The sequence below is a fragment of the Falsiroseomonas stagni DSM 19981 genome (genome assembly GCF_900114315.1).
Classification (GTDB): Bacteria; Pseudomonadota; Alphaproteobacteria; order Acetobacterales; family Acetobacteraceae; genus Falsiroseomonas; species Falsiroseomonas stagni.
On record NZ_FOSQ01000022.1, the window covers coordinates 1 to 16,788 of the forward strand.

General features: G+C 67.8%; 12 protein-coding genes. 4 read left to right on the forward strand and 8 right to left on the reverse strand.

The features are described from left to right. Positions 1–170 precede the first annotated feature (170 nt). A complete protein-coding gene (locus BM041_RS28205; RefSeq protein WP_092963265.1) occupies positions 171–1,151 on the reverse strand; it encodes a Bug family tripartite tricarboxylate transporter substrate binding protein in 981 nt (326 codons plus the stop codon). Between the two features lie 86 nt (positions 1,152–1,237). On the opposite strand from BM041_RS28205, the gene BM041_RS28210 reads away from it, so the two are divergent. Further along, positions 1,238–1,963 carry an SDR family NAD(P)-dependent oxidoreductase gene (locus BM041_RS28210; RefSeq protein ID WP_217648879.1) on the forward strand — a complete coding sequence of 242 codons (726 nt, stop codon included), beginning with the start codon at positions 1,238–1,240 and terminating at the stop codon, positions 1,961–1,963. 11 nt (positions 1,964–1,974) lie between these two features. On the opposite strand, the gene BM041_RS28215 is transcribed toward BM041_RS28210, so the two are convergent. Continuing rightward, on the reverse strand, positions 1,975–2,649 hold the full coding sequence (locus BM041_RS28215) for a GntR family transcriptional regulator (RefSeq protein WP_092963266.1): 675 nt from the start codon (positions 2,647–2,649) through the stop codon (positions 1,975–1,977). Between the two features lie 84 nt (positions 2,650–2,733). On the opposite strand from BM041_RS28215, the gene BM041_RS28220 reads away from it, so the two are divergent. Both BM041_RS28220 and BM041_RS28225 read left to right on the forward strand, forming a co-directional pair. Next, the gene (locus tag BM041_RS28220) at positions 2,734–3,198 is read left to right on the forward strand and encodes a nuclear transport factor 2 family protein (RefSeq protein ID WP_092963267.1); all 465 of its coding nucleotides are present in this window, start codon (positions 2,734–2,736) and stop codon (positions 3,196–3,198) included. 5 nt (positions 3,199–3,203) lie between these two features. Beyond that, complete coding sequence (locus BM041_RS28225) at positions 3,204–4,886, forward strand: FAD-dependent oxidoreductase (protein WP_092963268.1); 1,683 nt, start codon at positions 3,204–3,206, stop codon at positions 4,884–4,886. 383 nt (positions 4,887–5,269) lie between these two features. Here BM041_RS28225 and BM041_RS28230 read toward each other — a convergent pair whose 3' ends face one another. Genes BM041_RS28230 through BM041_RS28250 form a run of 6 tightly spaced genes read right to left on the reverse strand, consistent with a single transcriptional unit; the run spans position 5,270 to position 14,360 of the window. Beyond that, positions 5,270–8,389 (reverse strand): type I restriction endonuclease subunit R, encoded by a 3,120-nt coding sequence (locus tag BM041_RS28230; protein WP_245762302.1) that lies wholly within the window; start codon positions 8,387–8,389, stop codon positions 5,270–5,272. Further along, on the reverse strand, positions 8,386–9,066 hold the full coding sequence (locus tag BM041_RS31645; RefSeq protein ID WP_245762303.1) for a hypothetical protein: 681 nt from the start codon (positions 9,064–9,066) through the stop codon (positions 8,386–8,388). The genes BM041_RS28230 and BM041_RS31645 overlap by 4 nt, the downstream gene beginning before the upstream one ends. 8 nt (positions 9,067–9,074) lie before the next feature. Continuing rightward, a complete protein-coding gene (locus tag BM041_RS28235) occupies positions 9,075–10,415 on the reverse strand; it encodes a restriction endonuclease subunit S domain-containing protein (protein WP_092963270.1) in 1,341 nt (446 codons plus the stop codon). Continuing rightward, a complete protein-coding gene (locus tag BM041_RS28240; protein WP_092963271.1) occupies positions 10,412–11,470 on the reverse strand; it encodes a virulence RhuM family protein in 1,059 nt (352 codons plus the stop codon). The genes BM041_RS28235 and BM041_RS28240 overlap by 4 nt, the downstream gene beginning before the upstream one ends. Further along, the gene (locus tag BM041_RS28245) at positions 11,467–13,305 is read right to left on the reverse strand and encodes a type I restriction-modification system subunit M (protein WP_092963272.1); all 1,839 of its coding nucleotides are present in this window, start codon (positions 13,303–13,305) and stop codon (positions 11,467–11,469) included. Before BM041_RS28245 ends, BM041_RS28240 begins: the two co-directional genes overlap by 4 nt. After that, positions 13,302–14,360, reverse strand: coding sequence for a type I restriction endonuclease (locus tag BM041_RS28250; protein WP_217648880.1), 1,059 nt, complete (start codon positions 14,358–14,360; stop codon positions 13,302–13,304). Before BM041_RS28250 ends, BM041_RS28245 begins: the two co-directional genes overlap by 4 nt. A 171-nt stretch (positions 14,361–14,531) precedes the next feature. On the opposite strand from BM041_RS28250, the gene BM041_RS28255 reads away from it, so the two are divergent. Beyond that, on the forward strand, positions 14,532–16,538 hold the full coding sequence (locus BM041_RS28255) for an HIRAN domain-containing protein (RefSeq protein ID WP_092963274.1): 2,007 nt from the start codon (positions 14,532–14,534) through the stop codon (positions 16,536–16,538). Positions 16,539–16,788 lie beyond the last annotated feature (250 nt).

Below are 16,788 nucleotides of genomic sequence, written 5' to 3' on the forward strand. Positions count from 1 at the left end.
GACGACCGTTTCGGCTCATCCCCGCGCCGCCAGGTGCCACGACCAATCCCGTGAGAGGCGCGGGTTACCCCGTCCTCCCATCGATAGATCCAATCTTGCACCGCTCAAACACGCGGCTCCCATTTCGTCTGAGTGGCAGCGCGTGCTCCTGCGTGAGCCGCTTCGCCTCGTCAGCTGTCTAGGGTGATACCAAGCTCGCGGATCAGGGGCCCCCAGACCGCCGTCTCGCTTGCGATCAGGTCGCGCATCTGCTCGCTGGACCCTGGGAAGGGCTCGAGGCTGACCGACCGGAGGCGCTGTGCGATCTCCGGGTTGCGCAGTGCGCGCTCGAGTTCGGCCTGCAGCCGCACGACGACCGCATCCGGCGTGCCGGCCGGCACCGCCACGCCCTGCCAGGAATAGACGTCCGCGCCGTTGATGCCCTGCTCGGCGAGCGTCGGCACGTCAGGCAGCAGATCGAGGCGCTGCGGCGCCGGAATGCCCACCGCGCGCACGCGGCCGCCCTGGATCGCCGGCGCGGCGGAGGCGTAGTCACTGACGCTGGCCTGCACCACGCCGGCGACGAGATCAGTCACCGCCGGCGCGCCGCCACGGTAGGAAACCTGGGTGACCTGAATGCCGGTGGCACGGATCAGCCGCTCCGTGCCGAGGTGGTTCGGGGTGCCGGTGCCAGCATGCGCGAAGTTCAGCGTGTTCGGCCGGGCCCGCGCAAGCGCGATGAGTTCTGCCGCGCTACGCGCGGGCACATCGGGATGCACGAGGATCACATAGGGAAACCGCGCGATGGGCGCGACCGGGCGGAAATCGCGGATCGGGTCATAGGGCAGCCGCCGCGCCATTGCCGGCGTGATGACGAGCGCGGTCAGGTCAGCCGACAGCAGCGTGTAGCCGTCCGGCGCGGACTGCGCGGCCATCTGGGTGGCCGGGATCGTCGCGCCGCCGCCGCGGTTCTCGACCGCGATGGCCTGACCGATCGCATTGCCCACGGCGGCGGCCAGCGTGCGGGCCAGGAAGTCCGACCCGCCACCGGCGGCATACGGCACGATCCAGCGCAACGGTCGCTGAGGCCACGGAGCCTGCGCCGATGCCACGGTGGGCAACAGGACGCCAGCGGCCAGACCGCCGAGCGTACGACGGGTAGTTGCGATCATGTTATCCTCCCTCGGTGAGGTATCGCCGCGTGGTCATCACGCGGCGCTGCGTGGCAGAGTGGTCCGGACAGGCGAAGGTGGATCCGGTGCAGCGATTTGACGGGCACGTGGTGCTGGTGACGGGCGCGGCCGGCGCGATTGGCAGCGCCATCCGCAACCGGCTTGCCGCCGAGGGCGCGACCATCGTGGGCTGCGACCGCGCGATGCGTGATGACAGGGTGGATGCGCTGCTCGACGTCACACAGGACGCGTCCTGGGCGGCGCTCGCGATGCGCATCGAGGCTGCGCATGGCCGCCTCGACGCGCTGGTTAACTGCGCGGGCGTACTGGCCATGGGAGATGTCGAGCACACCACGGTCGCAGACTGGCAGCACCTTCTGGATGTCAACCTGACCGGCGCCTTTCTCGGCTGCCGGGCGATGCTGCCGCTGCTTCGGCGGGGTGCCGGTCGCTGCGTTGTCAACATCGCCTCCGTCGTCGGGCTGCGCGGCAACCAGGGGATGGCGGCCTACGCCGCAACCAAGGGCGGCGTCGTGGCGCTGACCTATGCGATGGCGCTCGACCACGCCGCCGAGAGCATCCGCGTCAACGCCGTCTGTCCCGGCACGATCGAGGGGCCGATGGCCGATGGCTTCCTCGCGGGAAGCACGGACGGAGCACGCCTGCGCGCCGCCTCCGTCGCGCGCCACCCGATGGGCCGCTACGGCCGGCCGGAGGAGGTCGCCGCCGCGGTTGCCTTCCTGGCCAGCGAAGACGCGTCCTTCGTCACCGGCGTTGCCTTGCCGGTGGATGGCGGGCGCAGCACGCGCTAGGCCGGGGCGCATCAGCCCTTCCGCAGCACGCGCAACAGGCGACGCTCGACATCGTCCATGTGGCGCACGACCAACCTCTCCGCCGCCGCTGCCTCGCCGGCGCGATATGCGGCGAGGATCCCGGCGTGCTCGCCGCTGCGGACGTAGGGTGTCTCCTTCACGGCCAGCATTGCGCAATAGCGGATCACGTTCGCCCAGAGCGACTGGATGAAGTCCAGCAGCCGCGGCTGTTCAGCAGCCTCGTAGAGCGCGGCATGGAAGGCCCAGTTCAGGCGCATCCAAGCCAGGTGGTTGTCCGTGCGCGCCAGGTCGCGCAACAGCGCCTCGGCACGCGCGAAATGTGCGCCGCCAGCACGCGGGACGGACGCCGCGATCGCCATCGGTTCCAGAGTACGGCGCAGGTGCCAGATCTCCCGCGCATCCTCGACCGAGACGGGCGCGACGAAGTAGCCGCGCCGTGCAGCCAGCACCACGAAGCCCTCGCTCTCCAGCGTCTTCAGCGCCTCGCGCACCGGGATGTGGCTGACGCCGAGTTCCTCGGCGATGGGCTGCTGCTTGATCTGTGCTCCGGCCGGCCAGCGCCCTGCCAGGATGGCATCGCGCAGCAATCGCCCGACCTCGGCGCCAGCGCTGCCGAAGGCGGCAGGCGCTGCGGCACGCGCGGCGCGGAGCGGTTCCATGTCCATGCGGCGGGGCGGTCCAAGGTCGTGTTGACCTCAAAATCCTATAAGATATAGCTTCTTGTCAAATCCCAGGAGGAGACGGCCCGGATGAACCTCGCCCAACGCCGCGCGATCGAGGCGGAATGCGCCCGCCTGCCCACGGCCTATGCCGTCTTCATCGACTTCCGCCGCTTCGACGAACTCTGCGACCTCTTCACCGAGGGGGCCGTGCTGAACCTCGACGGCTGGCCCCTCGAGGGGCGCGAGGCGATCCGCACCTACATGCACAGCCGCCCAAAGACTCGCACCACACGCCATGCCGTCTCGAACATCCTCATCGAGGTGCAGGACGAGACGCGCGCAATCGGCACCACCTACGTCACCAGCTACCGCTTCGACGCCGCGGACGAGAAGCCGCGCAACCGCATCCCCTTCGACGGCCCGTTCTTCATGGGCAACTACCAGGACGAATACATCTGCCAGGACGGCGTCTGGCGCTTTGCCGGCCGCAAGATCGACGCGGTCTTCATGCGTCCGGCAGCCTACGATGTCTGGAACGAGATCCTTCGCTGAACGCCATGGCGCCCCCGCGGCCGGACGCCTGCCCCGACGTCTGTGATGTGCTGGTCGTCGGGACCGGCGCTGGCGGCATGGCGGCGGCCTTCGCCGCCACGGTCGCCGGTCTTGATGCCGTGCTGATCGAGAAGGAGCCGCTCATCGGCGGCTCCACCGCGCTGTCAGGCGGCGTGATCTGGGCGCCGGGCAATCGGATCTTCGCCGGGGACGCCGACCCCGACCCGGTCGGGACAGCCCTCACCTACCTGCGCGCGGAGGCCGGCAACCGGCTTGATGAGAACCAGGCTCGGCGCTTCCTGACCGAAGCGCCGCGCGTCATCGATTTCCTCGTCGCGCAGGCGGGGCTGCGCCTCGTCGCCCCGGTCTATCCCGACTACCATCCCGCTCTCCCAGGGTGGTCTGCGGGAGGCCGTGCCGTCCGGCCCGCGCCCTTCGACGGCCGGCTTCTCGGGGCGGATCTCGCGCTGCTGCGCAGGCCCTTGCCAGGCATGACGCTGCTGGGCGGGATGATGGTCAGCGCAGAGGACATCGCCCCGCTCTCGCAGGCCACGCGCTCGCCCCGCGCCGCGGTCAAAGCCGCCCGCCTCATCGGACGCTACGCCGCCGACCGCCTGCTGCACGGGCAGGCAACACGGTTGACGAACGGCAACGCGCTGGCAGGCGCCCTTCTGCACGCCCTGCTCGCGCGGGGCGTCCGACCGCATCTGAGCACGGCGCTGCAGGAGATCCTGCTCGAGGAGGGGCGCGTTGTCGGCGCCGTCGTGGCGCGGGACGGCTCGCCGCACCGCATCCGCGCACGGCGCGGCGTGGTACTCGCCGCGGGTGGCGTCCCGCATGATGCGGCGCTGCGTGCGGAACTCGGCCTCACGGGGATCGGTCCTTCGCTCGCGCCGGCCAGTGCCACGGGCGACGGTGTGCGCGCGGCGCGCGCCGCTGGCGGGGCGCTGCGCGACGACGTCGCCTCGGCGCTGGCCTGGGTGCCGGTGTCCGACGTGCCGGGACCGGATGGCGCGACCACGCCGTTTCCGCACTTCTTCGACCGCAGCAAGCCCGGCTTCCTGATCGTGGACCGCACCGGGCGGCGCTTCGCGAGCGAGGCGCTGTCCTATCACGACCTCGGACCGCTGATCGCGGCGAGGCCCGGGGGGGAGGCCTTCCTGATCGGTGATGCGTCAGCCGTCCGCCAGCATGGCATTGGTGCTGCACGCCCATGGCCCGCAGCGAACCGTGCACTGCAGCGTGCCGGCTATCTCATCCGCGTGCCGACACCCGATCGCCTAGCCGTGCGGCTCGGCGTGGATCCGGCCACACTCAAGGAGACCTTGGCGATCTGGAACACGCATGCGGCGAGAGGCGAGGATCCGCAGTTCGGGAAGGGCGGCGATGCCTATCAGCGGCATATCGGGCAGGCCGGCCATCTGCCGAACCCCTGCATCGCACCCTTGGCCAGCCCGCCATTCTTCGCGGTGCGACTGCGTGCTGGAGACATCGGCACCTTCGCCGGCTTGCGCGTGGACGCAGATGCCCGCGTCCTCCGTACCGACGGTACGCCCATCGTCGGACTGCACGCGGTCGGCAACGACATGGCCAGCGTGATGGGGGGAACCTATCCGGGCCCTGGCATCACGCTCGGCCCCGCTCTCACCTTTGGTGTGATCGCGGCCGAGTACCTCGCCGCCGGGTGACGAGAGGCGTGTCTGCACCCTGCACGCCTTGGAGTGTTCGAATGCCGGCGCCCCCGCACAGGTGACGCATGTGCCAGAGAAGGTTGGACCCTGGTTCCCACCGCTGCTCCAGTCGGTTTCCCAACCTCATGTTTTCCATGCGTCGATGGCGCCCTGAACCGCAGGTTTCCTGGGGTTCTGCCGCGATGGCTTGACGGTTGGAGAACGAAACGACCCCGGAAATCGCTCTCCGGAGGCTCGGAAGTCTCCGAAGCTCGGGGGTCGGGTGATTTTACCCTCAAGTTCCAAGTAGCTGAACTCAAACGCATTCGGCCAGACCGGAGGCAGCACTCTTCTGTATTCCGACCGCCTGCCGGACGAGCCTGGATGCGCAACTCCCGAGCTTATCTGGCCCCTTCGCCACCTTCCTCGCCACGCCGCAGCCGCTCCCACAGCGCCCCCGGCCCCAGCAGCACAGACAATAGGCCGGCCTGAATCGCCTCTGAGTTCAGCGCCTGCCGGCTCATGCTGCCATGCGCCTCCATCGTCGAAATGATGGCGTTCAGCAGCTCCTCCCGCAGATTCGGCGAGTTCACGAACTGCTCCCGAGTGTTGGCAGCGGCTTGGGCCCGCAGCGTCTCGCTCTCCATCAGCTTGGTCCGGACGCTTTCCGCGAAGGCGACCCGGTCCCCGTCCGTGAGCTCCCCTTCGAACAGGTCATTCAGCGCCTGGATGATCTGGGCCAGAGGCTGCTTCTGCCGGTCCTGGATCTCCCCGGAGCCCACTTCCGTCACCGGCTTCAGCCCCTCTGCCGGCTCCCCGCCCGCCAGGTTCAGCTTCTGCTGCCCCAGGTCGCGCAGCTTGTGATGCGTCAGGCGCAGCGCTGAAAGATCGATCCCCTCACGCTCGCGCCCATAGTCAAGCAGGGGCAGCAGAAGCCGGGCGAACAGATAGAGCTTCTCAAACTCGGTGTTCCCGTAGTCGAACATCTGCCCGAGGAACTCATAGGCCCGCACGTAGCTGCCGAGGTCGCGCTTGAAGAGCAGCTGCGCCTCCATCTCATCCTTCGCCGCGTCGCTCGCCTTTGAGCCATCGGTGCCCCCGCGGACGGCCTGCTGCGCGTGCTTGAAGCGGGTCAGCAACCGGCTGCTCACCTGGCCCAGAGCCGCATCGAGATCACCCGGCGTCGCGCCCGGGGTCATCGCGACCTTGGCCACCCGCTCAACCTCGAAGCGGTCATAGAACCCAAGCGCATCCAGCTTGCTGCGCAGGTCCAGCACCACATTCGGGTCACTCACATCGGCGAGCTGCGCGGTGGTGTGGTATTGCCGGAACGCCCCCAGCACCTCCTCCGGCTCATTCACGAAGTCCACGACATAGGTCGTGTCCTTCCCCGGATAGGCACGGTTCAGGCGCGAGAGGGTCTGCACCGCCTGGATGCCGCCGAGCCGGCGGTCCACATACATCGCGCAGAGCAGCGGCTGGTCGAAGCCGGTCTGGAACTTGTTCGCCACGATCAACAGGCTGAATTCCGCGGTGGCAAACGCCTCGCGCATGTCGCGCCCGCGCAGCCCCGGGTTCATGCTGGCCTCGGTGAAGGGGTCGGGGCCGCTCTCCGGATCGTTCACCTCGCCCGAGAAGGCCACCAGCACGCCGAGATTGTAGCGGCGCTGGCGGATATAGGCCTCCATCGCCCGCATCCAGCGCACCGCCTCGCGCCGGCTGGCGGTTACCACCATGGCCTTGGCGCGGCCCGCCAGCAGATGCGCCACGTTCTGCCGGAAATGCTCCACCACGATCTGCACGCGGGCGGCGATGTTGTGCGGATGCAGCCGCACCCATCCCATGATGCCCTTCTTCGCCTCGCTGGCATCAACCTCCGTCTCGTCCATCTCGCGCCCGGCATGGGTCAGGCGGAAGGCCATGCGATAGGCGGTGTAGTTGCGCAGCACGTCGAGGATGAATTCCTCCTCGATCGCCTGGCGCATCGAATAGGTGTGGAAGGCCGCGGGCCGATTATCCTGCGCCGCCGGACGCGACGGGTCCGGCCGCCGGCCGAACAGCTCAAGCGTCTTGGCCTTCGGTGTCGCGGTGAAGGCGACGTAGCTGATCGCGGCATCCTGCGCCGCGCGGCCCTTCATCTCGGCGGCCAGGAGGTCCTCAAGGTCGAACTCGCCGCCATCCTCCAGCGCCGCCGCCTCCTCCGCCGTCAATGTCTGCTTGAGCTTCTGGGCGGCCTGGCCGGTCTGGGAGGAATGCGCCTCATCCGCGATCACGCAGAAGCGCTTGCCCTGCATGCGGGCCAGGGCGCGTACCTGCTCGATGGCGAAGGGGAAGGTCTGGATGGTGCAGACCACGATCTTCTTGCCCGCCGCCAGCGCCTCTGCCAGCTCCTGGCTTTTGCTGCCGCCATCGCCGGTGATGGTGGCGACCACGCCTTGCGTCCGCTCGAACCCCTCCAGGGCCTCGCGCAACTGCCGGTCCAGCACCGTGCGATCCGACACCACCAGCACCGTGTCGAAGACCTTTCGGTTCTCGGCATCGTGCAAATCGGCCAGGAAATGCGCCGTCCAGGCGATGGAGTTCGTCTTGCCGGACCCTGCCGAGTGCTCGATCAGGTAGCGCCCGCCAGGGCCATCCGTCAGCACCTGCGCCACGAGCCGCCGCGTGCCGTCGAGCTGGTGGAATCTCGGGAAGATCCAGCCGGTCAGGCGCTGCTTGCCATCCTTCACCGGCACCAGGTACCGGCCGAGGATCTCCAACCAGGAATCCCGCTGCCATACCTGGTCCCACAGATAGGCGGTGTCCGTGCCATTCGGGTTGTTCGGATTGCCGGCGCCGAAATCATGGCCCTGGTTGAAGGGCAGGAAGCGGCTGTCGGCACCATCGAGGCGCGTGCACATCCGCACCTCGCTGTTGCTGACGGCGAAATGGACCAGCGCACCACCGGGGAAGGCCAGGATGGGCTCCGGCACGTTGCGGCCAGGCAGGCGCGGCGCGCGGTCGTAGCGGTACTGGTCCACCGCATCGCGCACGGATTGGGTGTAGTCCGATTTCAGCTCGGCCGTGGCGACGGGAATGCCGTTCAGGAACAGCACCAGGTCGAGGCTGTTCTCATGCGCGCCCGAATACCGAACCTGCCGGACCACGCGCAGCCGATTGGCGGCGTAGCGTTCGGCCAGGGCCGGGTTCATGCCCAGCGCGGGGCGGAATTGCACGAGGGCGATCGGCCGGCGCAGCCCCACCATGTCGAGCCCCTGGCGCAGCACCTCCAGCGTTCCTTGCCGGTCGAGCGCGGCGCGCAGGCGGTCGGCCAGCGCCAGGCCGGCAGAGGCACCATGCGTCTTGGTCAGGGCCTCCCAGGCATCGGGCTGGGTGGTTTGGACCCAGGCGGTGAGGTCCTCCAGGAACAGGCCGCGGGGGCGGTTGTGGCGTGCGGCGGCATCGGCCTCATAGAGCCAGCCATGGGCCGCGAGGTGGGCGCAGATGGCGTCTTCCAGCCGGGATTCGCGGTGCAGGCTCAAGGCTGTGGTTCCGCGGATTCGAAAAGATCGAATCTCGCCCGATCCACGTTCAGCTTTCCCTCCCAAACGCCAATGTCGAGGCTTGCTCGCATCAGGCGCTTTGGAAAGTCCTTGAAGATGGCGAGCCGCACGGCGTAGTCGCGGGCCCAGGCGGTGCCCGTGGCTGGCATGGGAAGCCGCGCGTCGCCCGCGAGAATGGTCAGGATGTTGCCGTCGAACGTGAAGACCGCAGCCGCCTGTTCTGGCGCCGAGAGCGATAGCGCCACGAGGGTCTTGGCGGGCATCCGGAACCAATCCCGCGAGACGCTGCAGTGAGGCCGGGCGCGAAAGGCTGCCTGCTTCTGCTCCCACGGCAGATGATGCTTCCAGAGCCGGCCTTGTTCGAGCCATGCGATTGGCTTGGTCGGTTGGAATCGTGCGCTGACGGCGTATGCAATCCAGGCGACACCCTGTTCGAATGATTCCACGGCGATCGGTATCGACAGCTGGATCGAACCCAAGGCTCGGGGCCGTTGATCCTCCATGCCGGTGATCAGGAATACCGGGCAGAGATACTCGTTCGTGACCTGCGCTGCCTGGATGCAGAGATTGCCGGCGTTGAACCGAAAGCCCGGCGCCTGTTCGGTGATCGTGGTCCAGTCTTCGGCAAAGCCGATCTGCTGCAGGATGCTGCGCATTAAGACGCTCATACGGCTTCATCCACCGAGAGGCACAGTCCGCCTACATCGATCTTTCCAGTGACGGCGGCGGAGATGAGGGCAGCGCGGCGTTCGCGGAGGAGCGCGATGGCCCGGTGGGCTTCGGTGGTGAGGGTGTCGAAGCGAGCCGCTTGACTGTCGATAGCCGCCAGAATGCTCGCCTGTTCGTTGGGCGGCGGTACCGCAAGGACGATCTGCTTGAATTCATCCCAATAGAGGCGAAGCCGGAAGTCGGTGACGCCCTTTGAATAGCGGCGCATTTCCTCGATCGCCTGCGGCGTCCGCAGAACGAACTCTACGAAGGCCGTGCGCAGGTCGCCGCGCGGCCGTGCCACGACATAGGCTGGGCTCACCATGCCGGCGACTGCGACAGTCCCGAAGCCGCCCTGCCAAGCACGCATCATGTTGTAAACGAGATCACCGACAGCGACCTTCTTGTACTTCGTTCGATCTTCGCTGCGCGTGACCTTGCGATCCATCTCGCTATCGGCAAGCTCGCGGTCAGACACCCCGTCATGGATCGAGACGCTGAGCACGGGGAGATCGTGCTCGCCTTCCTCAATGGCTTCTCGGAACAGCGCACCAAGGCGCAGCACCTCCCAATGCGCCGGCACCTGCCCCAGCCACGCCACCCCGGAGTCTTTCATGGGCGCGCTGGCGTTGAGGCCCTTGGTGACGGCCTGGGAGATGACGGCCTGCCGCTTCTCCTTCAGCAGCGCGATCAGCCGCTCCTGCTCCGCCACCAGCGCGTCAATCTTGCCGGTCTCGCGGTCGAGGAAGGCGATCAGCGCAAGCTGCTCCGCGACAGAAGGCACAGTCACCGGAAGGTTGGCGACATCGTCGAGGCTGAGTTGAATCTTCGTGCCGCCGTAGCATTGAGCGTCCAGATACGCCTTCCCCGCCGCAGACAGCGTCGCGTAACCAACCCATCGCGGAAGCAGCAGGTCGCCGCGCAGCCGTGCGAGCGCGACATGCTGGCTGACATAGGCGCATTCGAGCTTGTCGGGCACGACCGCAACGGAGCCCATGAACGCGGTGATCGAGAACAGAACATCGCCTGGCTCGACACGCGTCCGCTCCCCTTCCGCGCCAGCGGGCACCGCAACGCGCTGGATATCTGCAAGGTCCAGTTCCAGCCCGTCGCGCGGAAGATTCCCGATGCGGAGAAAGAGAGCGCCCTCGTCCGCGTAGTGATCCGCCCACCCGCGCGAGCCGCTGGTGAGGAAGTGCAGGTCCCGTTTGAGCGCAATCACCTCCCAGCCGACTGGGAGCGAGCCAATCCAGGGATTGCCACTCTCCCGATACGCCGGATACGCCGGAAACGTCATGCCCCGCTCCCTCCGCGCGCCTTCGGCTTGCGCCGCTTCGGCAGGGCCTTCGCCGCGTCCTCCAATTGGCGCAGCGCCTCCGCCTCGCCTTCCGCTTCCAGCGCTGAGCGGCGGCGGGCCGCGTATGCCTCGTATTCCGCCGCGGCCTTGCGGTCCGCTTCCTCCCGCGTCACCCGCCCGGCATTGGGCAGCACGGCGCGGTCGTTGAAGCGCAGGAAATCATCCAGCCGGGTCTTCCAGTCACTTAGGAAAACCTGCTTGCGGCGCCGCGCCTGATCCTCGGCGAAGTCGAGAAACATCACCACGATGCGGTTCAACTCGGTGATTTCCGGCGCGGTCAGATAGTTCTTCGCCACAGTGATATCGGCCTTGCGCACCCGCGCGCCCGCCTGCGCCGTCAGGCCCATATTGGGCTTTGCGGCATCGGCGCGGCTCGCGATCAGTTCCGGCGCCGTCTGGCCGGTGGCGGCGAAATGCAGCTTGTTCTGCACCACCTGGAACACGGCCTGGGTCTCCGCCGCCCCCGGCACATAGTCAGCGGCCAGCGCGATGATCTCCCGCACCCGCAGATAGACCCGACGCTCACTGGCGCGGATGTCGCGGATGCGTTCCAGCAGTTCATCGAAGTAATCCGGCACATCCGGCCCGGGCGGGTTCCGCAGCCGCACATCATCCAGCACAAAGCCCTTGCGAAGGTACTCCTCCAGCCGCGCCGTCGCCCATTGCCGGAATTCGGTACCGCGCGCGCTGCGCACCCGGAAACCGACGCCAAGGACGGCCGGCAGGCTGTAGTGCTGGATGGGGCGGGAGACCTGCCGCTTCCCCTCGGTTCGAACTATCAAGTAGGACTTGATAGTTGCCTCCGGGGTCAGCTCGCCCTCCGCGTAGATGTTCCGCAAATGCAGGTCGATGTTCTGCACGCTGGTCTGGAACAGCTCGGCCATCTGCACCTGCGTCAGCCACAGCGTGTCCTCGGCAAAGCGGCATTCCAGCCGGGTGCGGCCATCCTCGGTCTGGTAGAGCAGCAGGGAGGAAGGCGGCGGCCCGTCGCTCATCCCGCCAGCCCCGCGATCATGGTCAGGATGCGGTCCGTGACGTGCTTGAGGTCGGCATCGATCGCCGCCAGCGGGCGCGGCGGTTCGAAGACGTAGAAATGCCGGTTGAAGGGAATTTCGTAGCCCGTGCGCGTCTTATCGTGGTCGATCCAGGCATCCGGCGCATGCGGCAGGACTTCGCGGGCGAAGTAGGTTTCCACATCCTCGGTGAGCGGCACGTTCTCGGTGTCGCGCAGCGCCGGGTCCGGCTGCGGCTTGCCCTTGGCCTTCCCCTTCTGGCCAAGAACCACCTGCCCCGCCGCATCGCGCAAGGGCCGCTCCACGGTGATGCTGCGGTAGCCGAACGCCTCCGTGCGGAACAGGCGTGACATCGGCGTCAGCTTCACGCTGCCGCCTTCCGGCGTCGGTGGCAGCGCTTCGCCGTCCCGCACCACCATGCGGGTCACGCGGCCGTTCGCGGTGGTGACGGTGGCGAGCTGCGCCTCGACGCAATCGCCGAACAGCCGGGTCACGGCATCAACATCCGCCTCGGCCATTTCCCGGCGCTTGGAGCCGAGGCTCTTGCGCATCTTCTGCCACAGCGCGGAGGCGTCGATCAGCTGCACCAGGCCGCGGCGGTGGTCCGGCTTGCGGTTGGACAGCACCCAGACATAGGTGGCGATGCCGGTGTTGAAGAACATGTCGGTGGGCAGGGCGATGATCGCCTCCACCAGATCATTCTCCAGCACATGGCGGCGGATTTCGCTCTCGCCCGAACCCGCGCCGCCGGTGAATAGCGGCGAGCCGTTCAGCACGATGCCGATGCGGCTGCCGCCATCCTTCGCCGGGCGCATCTTCGAGAGCAGGTGCAGCAGGAACAGCAGCGAGCCATCCGAGATGCGCGGCAGCCCCGCGCCGAAGCGCCCGGCATGGCCCAACTGCTCATGCTCGCGCCGGACTTCCTTCTCGACCTTCTTCCACTCCACGCCGAAGGGCGGGTTGGAGAGCATGTAGTCGAACTTCTGGGTCGGGTGCCCATCGGCGGAAAGCGTATTGCCGGGCAGGATGTTGCGGACGTCCTGGCCCTTGATGAGCATGTCCGCCTTGCAGATGGCATAGGCTTCGTCGTTCAGCTCCTGGCCAAACAGCGTGAGCGACGCGGCGGGGTTGTGCGCGCGCAGATGCCGCTCCGCTTCCGACAGCATGCCGCCCGTGCCGGCCGTGGGGTCATAGACGGTGCGGACCGCGGCGGTGCCGGGGCTGAGGATGTCGCTGTCCTCGATGAACAGTAGATTGACGATGAGGGTGATGACGTCGCGCGGGGTGAATTGCTCGGCCGCCTGCTCGTTCGAGAAGTCGGAGAATTTGCGGATCAGCTCCTCGAACATCAGCCCCATGTCGCGATTGCTGACACGGTCGGGGCCGAGGTCGAAGCCGAGGAATTTCTCGGTGATCTGGTAGAGCAGCCCGGCCTTCTTCAGGCGCTCGATCTGGTCGGCGAACAGGAAGCGCTCGAAGATGTCGCGCACCGCCGGCGAGAAGCCCTGCAGATAGGCGGTGAGGTTGATGGCGATGTTGTCCTGGTCGCCCAGCAGCAGCTTCAGATCGAGCGGCGAGGTGTTGGCGAAGGGCACGCCGGTGAGGCGCAGGAGGAAGGGTTCGGGATTGATCCCCTTCGCTTGCCGCGCGGCCTGCTCGGCGAGAACGGCGGCTTTCGAGGGAGCCAGTACGCAGTCGAGCCGGCGCAGCACGGTGAAGGGCAGGATGACCTTGCCGTATTCATAGGGCTTGTAGTCGCCGCGCAGCAGGTCGGCGACGGACCAGATGAGGGCGGAGAGGGATTGGGATTGGCTCATGGCGTGGTGCTCGCGGCTTCAGCTTTGTCGCGGAGCTGGTCGAGGGTGCGGCCATCCGGGAGGCAGGCCATGGTGTAGATGCGGATCGAGGTCCAGCCGGTGACACGCTGGCCCCAATCATTGAAGGAGAGGCGTTCGCCTTTGAACTCGACGGTCTGCCCGTCCAGCACCCGGGCGGCGGAGTCTTCGCGGCCACGAATGGTGAGGGTGGTGCCAGCCGCCAGACGGCCAAGGGCGAAGAGGTCGTCCGTGGATTGCATGCGCCGCCGGGACGCCGCGGGCGCGGCGCCGTTGGTCGAGGTTCCTGCTGGCGGGCTGGCCGGCGGAGGGACCTGCCGGGCGCTCTGAATATCCGCAATCAGACCGGGGTAGCTGATGGTGATGTTGGCGCGGCGCAGCGACTTGCGGACATCGCCCAGGGTGAGTTGCGGGAAGCGCTTGCGGATCAGGCTCGCGAAGGCGTCATCCTGGAGGGTTTGCTCCAGCGCCTGTTGGACTTGGCGATCGACGTGCCAGGCCTGCCAGAGTTCGTCGATGGCCCGCGACCGCATGTTGTCCCGGCTGAGGAGGTCAAGCACGCGCACGGCGTCGTCCAGGGTTTCGGGCTGGTCGATCGTCGCTGTGGCGAAGCGCTTCTCCTCCGCGTCGACCTGGGCGTGGACCTTGTAGATGCGCCACTCGGCGCCGTTGGTGAGGACGCACCAATCCACGCCGGCCGCATTGGCGTAATTCAGCGTCTGGACGATCCACTTCCGGTCATCGAGCGAACCGCCAAGCGGCTTGGCCTCGACGTAAAGCACGGGCGAACGGTTGAGGAAGAGCGCATAATCTACGGGATTGTCGCGCCGGTTGTGCCGATACTGGTTGCGGATTTCTGCGATATGGTCCCAGCCCAGCGCTTCGATTGTCGGCGTGATCAGAATTCGCTTGGTATCTTCCTCCAATACCTGGCCGCCATCGGCCCGCAGGCGGGCGATGCTGGCCGCGACCTGCCGCAGCGCCGCATGCAGTGGCCCAGGGCCGTTGGCGCCTGGAGGGGTTGAGGTACGCGACATCGGGGCAATCGACTCCGGCGGCGCCACGGCGCCTGCCGGTGACGTCCAAGTATTGATCATTGTGCCCAAGGATAAACGCGCTGTCATCCATCGCGCGGTCGGTCCGGGCGAAGTTCAGGCTGGTCGGCGTGGCTCTTCCCGCTGATTCGAGCCCATTGCATCATCGCAAGCATGCCCCGCCGCCGTGACATTCTGAGCGCCGTTTCGGCCCTGGCGGCTCGGGTGGGCGCTGTTGCGCCGGCGCCACCGCCCCCGGCAATGGTGGCGGCCCCTCTGGCCGCCACCGCGAAGCGGGCACCGTTGCCCCTCGGGGACGCCTCGGTCGTCGGCACACGGTACCACGCCGCCCCGCGCGTTGCCGCGCGGTTGCGGGCCGGGCAGGCCCTGCTGCTGCGGCGCGAACCGGCGAATACGCGGGATCCCTGGGCCGTCGCCATCCACACGCCGGAGGGTGATCGGCTTGGCTACCTGCCCCGGGGCGAGAATCGCCGCATTGCCGAGATCTTGGACGCGGGTGGTCGGATCGAGGCCGAGATGCTGGACGGCCATCCGTTCGAGGCCACGCCAGGGAACTGGCGGATCGCCGCCCGCCTGTCGCTGGTGGATGCCGGACCCTTGGAAGCCAGCCCAGCCGACGCGCTAGATCAGGTGGCGAATCTGCTCCAGGCCCAGCCGCTCATGGCGGAGCGGTTCAGCGGACCCGACACGGGCGGGCGCGCCGTGATGCTGACCGGTCCCTGCGCTGGTTGGCAGCGGACCAAGGAAGTCGAGTGGGTGCCACCGGGTGCCCTGCCGTTGCCCTCCTGGCAGGTTGTCGCGCAGGACTACCGTCTGGTCGGCGGCGAAGCGGCCCGGATCCAGACAGCCCGCGCCCTGGCAGAGGCCAAGCGGCTCGGGATTGCCATGCCCGGGGTGGAGCCCGCCTTGGCACCCCCCACCCCCGCTGTGCTGGCCAAGCCGGCGGAGCGGCCGAGGCCCCTGTTACGCGGCTGGCTGCCGGCGCCTGGCCGCAGCCTCGATGCGGCGAAGGACGCGCTGCGATACCTCAAGCTGCGCCAGGCGCACGACGACCGGCGCGGCCCGAACACCGTGCTGGTCCTGGACCGGCAAGACCGTGCGGTGGGAACGCTGCCGCGGCAGGCGGGTGAGATCATCTCCCGCCTGATCGGGGAAGGCTATGAGGTCGCGATCTTCGCCCGCGACCCCGGCCCGCAGGCAACCGCCGAGGGCCATGTCAGCGTGCCCTACGAGATTTGCCTGCGCGGCGACGACCCTCCGCATATCGCGCGGAACAGGGCAGAGCTTCTGCTGCATCTCGCCCGCGTGGTGCCGGAGGCCTGGGATGTGGAGCGGCAGTTCGGAATGTCGCCGCCCGGTCTGCTCTGGCGCTTCCTGGAGCGCGCATCGCCAATCGCCCATCGAAATGGGGGACGGCTGACAGTCGCACAGGCGGAGGAGATCCTCGCCTGGGCGACGCCAGCACCAGAGGCGGACCACGACCCGGCCAGCACGCAGGTGCCCGAGCCGCGGCGTCCTGCGCGCACCCGGGAGGGCATCGGCGATGCCCTGTCACCCAAGCGCCGGGGACGTGGGATGCCGTTACCCCAGCGCCTGCGGATGGTGGCGATGAGGCTCGAGGCCGGATTGCGCGAAACCCCGCAGCGCTTTGTCCCGGTGGCGGCCTATGTCGCGGGTCTCAGCATGCGCGCCAAGCGGCGCTTCATGCAGTCGCTGATCATCGAGACCTTGGTTGAGGCGGTGCTGGACCCGAACTGCCCGGAGGCGGTCTGCCGCCTTCTCATCGAGGCGCGTGATCTTACGCGGGCTGATTGCGCTGATCGCACGGGGCGGCGTCGCGCCCTGCTGGAGGCCGCCAGGCTGGCCGCCCCGCCGCTGCGTCGGCGTCGGAGCATTCACTGCCATGGCGCCGTCACGACGGATCGGCGGCTATTGTTTCTCCGCGCCATCCTCACCGAACGCGAGGACAAGACTTTCGGCGTAGCGACGCTGCGGTGGGCAATCGCCTACGCCATGGCCGACTACGATCGCGATCACTTCGTCATGCAGGGCGCCCATCTCGGGCGCCGCGTGCGGCGATTGGCAGATTGGGTGGAGGCGGAGATGGCGACCACTGCCGGTCTCGCTGTCGAGCCCATTCGATGGGGAACGGCTCCATGAGCGCGGTAAGTGATGCGCCGTCGGTCGTGTGGCCATCGAGCACGCTCTCGATGATATCGGGGGCGAGAAGCGTTAGCCTCAGCAGACTGCCAAGATATCCGCGGTCCAGCTTTTCGACGGCTGCCAATTCGGTGATCGAGGCGTAGCGCCCCTCGTCCAGCATCCGCTGATAGCGAAACGCCCGCGCCAGCGCCTTCACCAGCGCCGGGTCAGCCCGCGTCGTGGCCGGCGCTATGCCATCGGTCATCGG